Here is a 6,776-nt window from a genome sequence, read left to right on the forward strand (position 1 = left end):
TTGAGGACAGGGACATCTCTGACGAGATCAGGACCCCGGACGTCTCATTACTGGCTTCGAGCCTTTCACAGAAAAGCTCCGTGAGGCAATATCTCACGAAGATACAGCGGGAGATCGGGAAGGATGGCGGCGTTGTACTGGAAGGGAGGGATACGGGAAGTGTCGTCTTCCCCGATGCAGATATAAAATTCTACCTTGATGCCGATCCGGGAGAACGGGCGCAAAGAAGACATCTTGAGTTCAGATCAAAGGGCATCGATACGGGACTCACAGAAGTAAAAAAGGATATGTCGCAAAGGGATAAAAACGATTCCGAAAGGAGTATTGCACCTCTCATTATACCGGAGGGCGCAGTGTATGTCGATACAACCGGGATAGACATCCGGGGGGTCCTCGACATCCTTTTAAAACATGTCAGGGAAAAGAGGTAGTGATGGAAGTTTTAAAAACAAAAAATATCGGTTTCTGTTTTGGTGTAAGAAGGGCTATAAAAATGGTCTTGAAAGAGGTCGAGGAGAATAAGAACAAGGTCTGTACCATAGGACCTATCATCCACAATCCTCAAATGGTAGATATCCTGAAAAAAAAAGGAGTTACCCCTGTTGAGGACGTCTCCCGGATAAATGAAGGGGTTGTTGTCTTCAGAACTCACGGGATCAAAAAGGATGAGGAGGAATACATCAGGCAGAAAGGGCTCAAATCGATCGACACCACATGCCCCTTTGTCAAGAGGGTCAGAAGGCATGCCATATACCTTAAGAAAAACGGCTATAAGGTTGTAATCATAGGAGATAAAAACCATCCGGAAGTGAAAAGTGTCTTGAGTTATTTGGACAACGATGGTATTGTATTGCAGGAACCGGCTGTAATTGAAGCAAAAAAGGTTGGGGTGGTTAGCCAGACTACGCTCGATAAGGGTACATTTGTCAATATTGTAAGGGAGCTTGCAGGAGATGTACAGGAGCTGCGGGTTTATAACACGATCTGTGAAAGCACTGAGATCAGACAGAAAGAGGCGATTGCCCTGGCCGGGAAGGTTGATATGATGCTTGTTGTCGGCGGGAAGAACAGCGCCAATACGTCAAAACTCTATAAGGTTGTCCACATGGTGCAGCCGCAGGCACACCAGATAGAAACCGAGAAGGACATCAGGCCGGAATGGTTCCGTGATGTACATAAGGTCGGGATAACGGCAGGGGCTTCAACCCCGGACCTTATCATAGATATAGTGGAGAGGCGTGTAAAAAATATTTAGGGGGAAGGCATGGTAGATAGCGGCGATACAGCAGCTCAAAAAGAAAAAACACAGGAAGAGATGAGGGTACTCTATGAAACATCGATGAAAAACCTGCAGGACGGAAATATCTTACAGGGTAAGGTAATCAATATAAATGGGGAGAAGGTGATCGTTGACGTTGGTCTCAAATCAGAAGGGGTACTCCCAATGGGCGAATGCACGGGGAAACCGGGTGAACCCGACGTGGGCGTTGGAGATACGGTAGAAGTAATGATCGTAGGGAGAGACAGAGAGTCCGGCCTCCTGCTGCTCTCAAAACAGCATGTCGATGAGATCAGGACATGGGAACGGATCGACAAATCCCTCGAAGGGGGAACTCCCATTGAAGGCACTATCACCTCTGAACTGAAAGGCGGCTTTTCCGTGAACATCGGCATAAATGCCTTTCTTCCTATATCGCAGGTCGATATTAAACCGGTCAAAAATCCCTCTTCCTTTGTCGGCAGGCATCTGAAATTCAAGGTAATCAAGGTCAATAAAAGAAAAGCGAATGTTATTGTTTCAAGAAGGATGCTCCTGGAAGAAGAACGGGACAAGAAAAGACAGGAATTCTGGAAAAATGCAAAAGATGGCCAGGTCCTCTATGGATTCATCAGAAACATAACGGACTATGGCGCTTTCGTGGACATCGGCGGAGTGGACGGTTTTCTCCATCTGAATGATATTACCTGGGGAAAGATCGCCCACCCGAAAGAATATCTCCGCATTGGTGACGAGGTAAAGGTAAAAGTTTTAAGCATAGACACTGAAAAAGGGCGCATCGCTGTCGGGATGAAACAACTGAAGTCGGACCCGTGGTTTAACGTCGAAGAGAAATACCCGGAGGGGAGCAAGGTAAAAGGAAAGGTTGTCGGCATTGTCGATTACGGTGTGTTTGTCGAGCTTGAACAGGGAGTAGAGGGGTTGCTCCATATCAGCGAAATGAGCTGGGACAAGAAGATAAAGAACCCCGGTAAGATAGTGAGCAAAGGTGATTGGCTCGATCTTCTCGTCCTCCACATCGATCCGGAGAAAAAAAGGATATCCCTCGGGATGAAACAGCTTGCCCCTGATCCGTGGGAAGAATTAACCACAAAATACGTACCTGGCTCGATAGTAAAGGGGAAGGTAAAGAATTTTACCGAGTTTGGCATGTTTCTGGGGATCGGGAACGGCATCGACGGCCTCGTGCATGTTTCCGAGATCTCCTGGTCACGGCGCAAAAAGATCATACCTGAATCATTCAAGAAAGGGATGTTTGTAGATGCCCTCGTGCTTAATATAGACAAGGAACAAAAAAAATTCTCCCTCAGTTTAAAAAGACTGAAGGAAGATCCGTGGAAAGGACTTGGGGCGAGGTATCACGTAGGGGACATTATTGAGGGATACGTTACAAGTGTCACGGATTTCGGCGCTTTCATCGAGATTGAAGAGGGTATCGAGGGGCTCATCCACCTCTCCGAGATGGATGACATACAGGGAAAACAGCTGACAGAGGTCTTTGCGATTGACGATAAGATAAAGGCGGTTATTCTGAACATCAATGAAAGAGAAAAAAGGATCGGACTGAGCACCAGGGCACTTAAAAAGCAGGAGGATAAAGGCGGGACAGAATCCCCTCCTGAGGGAGAAGGCGCCTTTTCAACGCTTGGCGATATCCTTGAACCGGCCATGAAGCTGAATAATCCTGAGAACATTTCTTAACAGGGAGGGAATATGCCTGTAAGCGAAGAGCTGCTCCGAATCCTCTGTTGTCCCAAGTGCAAGGGTGACATAGAACTGAACGAATCCAAAGATGGGTTTATATGCAATACCTGTATGCTCTTATATCCCATCAAAGACGATATACCTATCATGCTGATAGACGAAGCGATACCCGTGAAGCCGGCGTAAACAGTTGTGTTCATAGACCTGATCCTCATTACAACTCTCAAAATCCTTCAACAAACGCTCCGCTTCCTCCCTGAAGATATCCAGCAGAAAACGGGCATCTTCTTTGGAAGGCTCGGTTTTCTTTTCCTCAAAGGCAGAAGGAATGTCGCTATCGCAAATGTCAGAAGGGTGTTCCGCGACTATGATGAAAAGAGGGCTGTTGAAACGGTAAAAAGTTGTTTTGAAAAACTGGGTACTAATTTTATAGAGGTCATCCTCATGCCCTACCTCCCGAAAGAACAGTACAGCGAAAGGTTTACCATTGAGAACAGGAAGTATTTCGATGAGGCCTTCGCAAAAAATAAGGGGATAATAGCGCTCACTTTCCATTATGCAAACTGGGATATCATGGGGGTCGCATCACACCTGCTCCAGCGGGAGGTCGTTGCCCTCGCGCGTCCTCTGAAAAAACACGCATTGATAGATAACTTTCTCAACAGGCTGCGGGCATCTGTCGGTCTTACGATCATTCTCAACGCAAACACCAGCAGAGAGGTCATGAAGAACCTGAAAGAGAATAAGATCATAGCGATACTCGGTGATCAGCGGGAGAAAAGGTCGCGCGGTGTCTTTGTGGAATTTTTCGGCGAAAAGGTTCCGACGACCCGTGGAGTAGCCACTATAGGGATGAAAACAGGCGCACCTGTCCTCCCCATCTATCCCCAAAGAAAAGGTTTCATGCGATATACGATCGTCTGCGGGGCTCCCCTTGACTTTCAGAGAAAAGGCGACATCAATGAACTTGTCTATGAGAATACCCGCAAAATAAACGCCTTCCTGGAATCCATTATTCTGAAAAACCCCGACGAATGGTTCTGGGTACACAGAAGATGGGGGAGAAAAGAGAAGCGAAGTCCGTAATTCGTGAATCGTAATTCGTAAACGGATGAAATCCATGAAAAGTGAAAGGTGAAAGGCCGCTGGGCGTGGCATAGTGTCATCGCGAGCATCTAACCCCCATGCGTTGCATGAGGGTTATCAATGGGAGAAACCTGCTTTTGCAGAGGTGACCGGGCAAGTTTCTTGCGAGCCCGCAGGGCGCGGCGTTTTGTCATTGCGAGCGGAGCGTGGCAATCCCATCTTTTGAGATCGCCACGGCTTCGCCTCGCGATGACAGCAAAGGATAAAAATCCCTCACGAATTGCGATTTACGAATTACGAATTACGGTTGTTCCCGCCGAACGGTCTTCTTTACATTTCCCATAATAATTAATGGAAAAAACTATTCTGCGTTGTTACAATACCATCTGAGGATTGATATGGCCGGTATCATGCCCAGGGTTCTTATCGTTGATGATGAAAAGAATATCAGGTCTACACTGACCGTATGCCTTGAGGGCACAGGGTGTGAGGTAAAGGCTGCCGGCAGTGCTGATGCCGCCTTTCGTCTCCTCCAGCATGAACGATTTGATCTTTGCTTCCTGGACCTCAAACTGGGAGAAACAAACACCCTTGAAATCCTCCCACGGATACTCGAAATGAATCCCGGTCTTGCGGTTATCATGATTACCGCCTATGCGACCTTTGAAACTGCCGTGGAAGCGATAAAGCTCGGCGCAAAAGACTATCTTCCCAAACCTTTTACCCCGGCGCAGATACGCCATCTCGTTGAAAAAATCGCCGACACCATAGAGAAGGATCGAAAGATCGCCGATCTCGAAAGCCGGTTAAAAGAGTCTGTCCCTGAAATAACCTTTGATACCGGATCGCCAAAGATGAAGGCGGCGCTCGATACAATTATGAAAGCGGCGCCATCAGATGCAACGGTGTTGATCAAAGGGGAAAGCGGCACAGGGAAAGGCATTCTCGCCCGTACCCTTCACATGAAGAGTCCTCGCGGCGCCAGACCTTTTGTTACGGTCAACTGCCCCACGCTTTCCGGGGAACTCCTGACCAGTGAACTCTTCGGACACACACGTGGTGCCTTCACGGGCGCCATTCAGGATAAACAGGGAACAGTAGAGATAGCCGAAGGCGGGACATTGTTCTTAGACGAGATCAGCGAGATATCTCCTGGTCTGCAGGCCAAGCTGTTGAGATTTTTACAGGAGCGAATGTTCGAGCGCCTGGGTGAGACAAGAACCCGTCAGGCAAACGTAAGGATTGTTGCCGCAACAAACAAGGACCTGGAGCAGGCAGTAAAGGAAGGGAGGTTCCGGGAAGACCTCCTCTACAGAATAAACGTTATCGAGGTTACGGTTCCTCCGCTCAGGGAACGGGAACAGGATATTATCCCCCTGGCAAACAGCTTCCTCTCATTTTTTGCCAGGGATGAAAAAAAACCGCTCCCGGAGCTCTCAGGACCGACAAAGACAGTGATGGTCTCATATCCCTGGCCGGGAAATGTCAGGGAGCTTCGCAATGTCATAGAACGGGTCGTGATCTTATGTCCGTCACGAACCATTGAACCGGAATATCTGCCGGAGAGAATGGTCTTCCGTGAGGGATCCGGGTCAGCCAGGATCGGCGGCGATCACACCCTCGAAGAAATAGAAAAAGAGCATATCAGGACAGTGCTGGCACGTTCTGCCTCCCTTGAAGAGGCGGCTCAGGTGCTGGGCATTGATGCCTCGACCCTCTGGCGTAAACGAAAAAAACTCGACGACGAGTAACATCTCCTCCCTGACATTGCATTGTGCAACATCGTCAGGCCTTCGTCTTTCATATTGCAATTCCACGATCTCCCTTCAATAACAATAACCCACTGATTACATTGGTATTATAAGAAATATCTCTATGGCACGCCGGTTGCTATTATGTCAGCAAGAACTAATACTGGAGGTGCTTATGGTGGACACAATATTCTCCATTGTAATGCTGGTGTTTTTCGTGGTGGCCTGGGTCTACATGACCGGCTTCTGCAAGATGTAGGGAGGGACAGTTACATGGAATATACAATAGGCATGATTATGTCGATATTGCTCGGAATATATCTGGTCTACGCGCTCCTAAGGCCGGAACGTTTTTAAGGTGCTTCCCATGAATCTCTATGGATGGATACAGATTATTGTTTATTTTTTGGTGATCGTCGTTCTGGCAAAACCTCTTGGAACGTATCTCTATCGTGTCTTCGAGGATAAAAAGAGACCGCTTCCCGGAATCTTCGGAAGACCGGAACGTTTTATCTACAGGATATGCGGAATTGATGAGTCAAGGGAGCATACGGCTGCGGCATATACGGTTTCTCTGCTCTCTTTCAGTATGTTGTGCGTTCTCATAACCTATTGTGTTCAAAGGTTGCAGCATCTCTTCCCCTTCAACCCACAGGGTCTTGGACCAATAGCCCCTGACCTCGCCTTTAATACGGCGGTAAGCTTTACGACAAATACAAACTGGCAGGCCTATGGCGGTGAGACCACGATGACCTATCTTACCCAGATGGCAGCGCTCACGTGGCAGAATTTTGTATCGGCAGCGTCAGGCATAGCCGTTGCCCTCGCACTGTCAAGAGGGCTTGTGCGGAGCTCTGTTTCAGGTGCAAAAGACACAATAGGCAATTTCTGGGTTGATCTCACCCGTTCCGTCATATACGTCCTGCTTCCCCTGTCGCTCATCGGGTCTCTCGTCT

General features: G+C 48.1%; 7 protein-coding genes. All 7 read left to right on the forward strand.

Going from position 1 to position 6,776, the window contains the following annotated elements; all coding sequences use genetic code 11:
- Positions 1 to 431: (d)CMP kinase (locus PHU49_12755; GenBank protein MDD5244876.1), on the forward strand; the 431-nt coding region annotated here is incomplete at its 5' end.
- A gap of 2 nt (positions 432 to 433) precedes the next feature.
- Positions 434 to 1,255, forward strand: a complete 822-nt coding sequence (ispH, locus tag PHU49_12760) for a 4-hydroxy-3-methylbut-2-enyl diphosphate reductase (GenBank protein ID MDD5244877.1) — start codon at positions 434 to 436, stop codon at positions 1,253 to 1,255.
- Positions 1,256 to 1,264: 9 nt separating this feature from the next.
- Positions 1,265 to 2,980 carry a 30S ribosomal protein S1 gene (locus tag PHU49_12765; GenBank protein ID MDD5244878.1) on the forward strand — a complete coding sequence of 572 codons (1,716 nt, stop codon included), beginning with the start codon at positions 1,265 to 1,267 and terminating at the stop codon, positions 2,978 to 2,980.
- Positions 2,981 to 2,992: 12 nt separating this feature from the next.
- The gene (locus PHU49_12770) at positions 2,993 to 3,169 is read left to right on the forward strand and encodes a Trm112 family protein (protein ID MDD5244879.1); all 177 of its coding nucleotides are present in this window, start codon (positions 2,993 to 2,995) and stop codon (positions 3,167 to 3,169) included.
- A gap of 6 nt (positions 3,170 to 3,175) precedes the next feature.
- Entirely contained in the window at positions 3,176 to 4,069 is an 894-nt protein-coding gene (locus PHU49_12775) for a lysophospholipid acyltransferase family protein (GenBank protein MDD5244880.1), read from the forward strand.
- Positions 4,070 to 4,467: 398 nt separating this feature from the next.
- Positions 4,468 to 5,820, forward strand: coding sequence for a sigma-54 dependent transcriptional regulator (locus PHU49_12780; GenBank protein MDD5244881.1), 1,353 nt, complete (start codon positions 4,468 to 4,470; stop codon positions 5,818 to 5,820).
- A gap of 367 nt (positions 5,821 to 6,187) precedes the next feature.
- Positions 6,188 to 6,776 (forward strand): potassium-transporting ATPase subunit KdpA (locus tag PHU49_12785; GenBank protein MDD5244882.1); only part of this gene is annotated, 589 nt, incomplete at its 3' end.

The organism is Syntrophorhabdaceae bacterium (genome assembly GCA_028713955.1).
In the GTDB taxonomy this organism is placed as follows: Bacteria; Desulfobacterota; Syntrophorhabdia; order Syntrophorhabdales; family Syntrophorhabdaceae; genus UBA5609.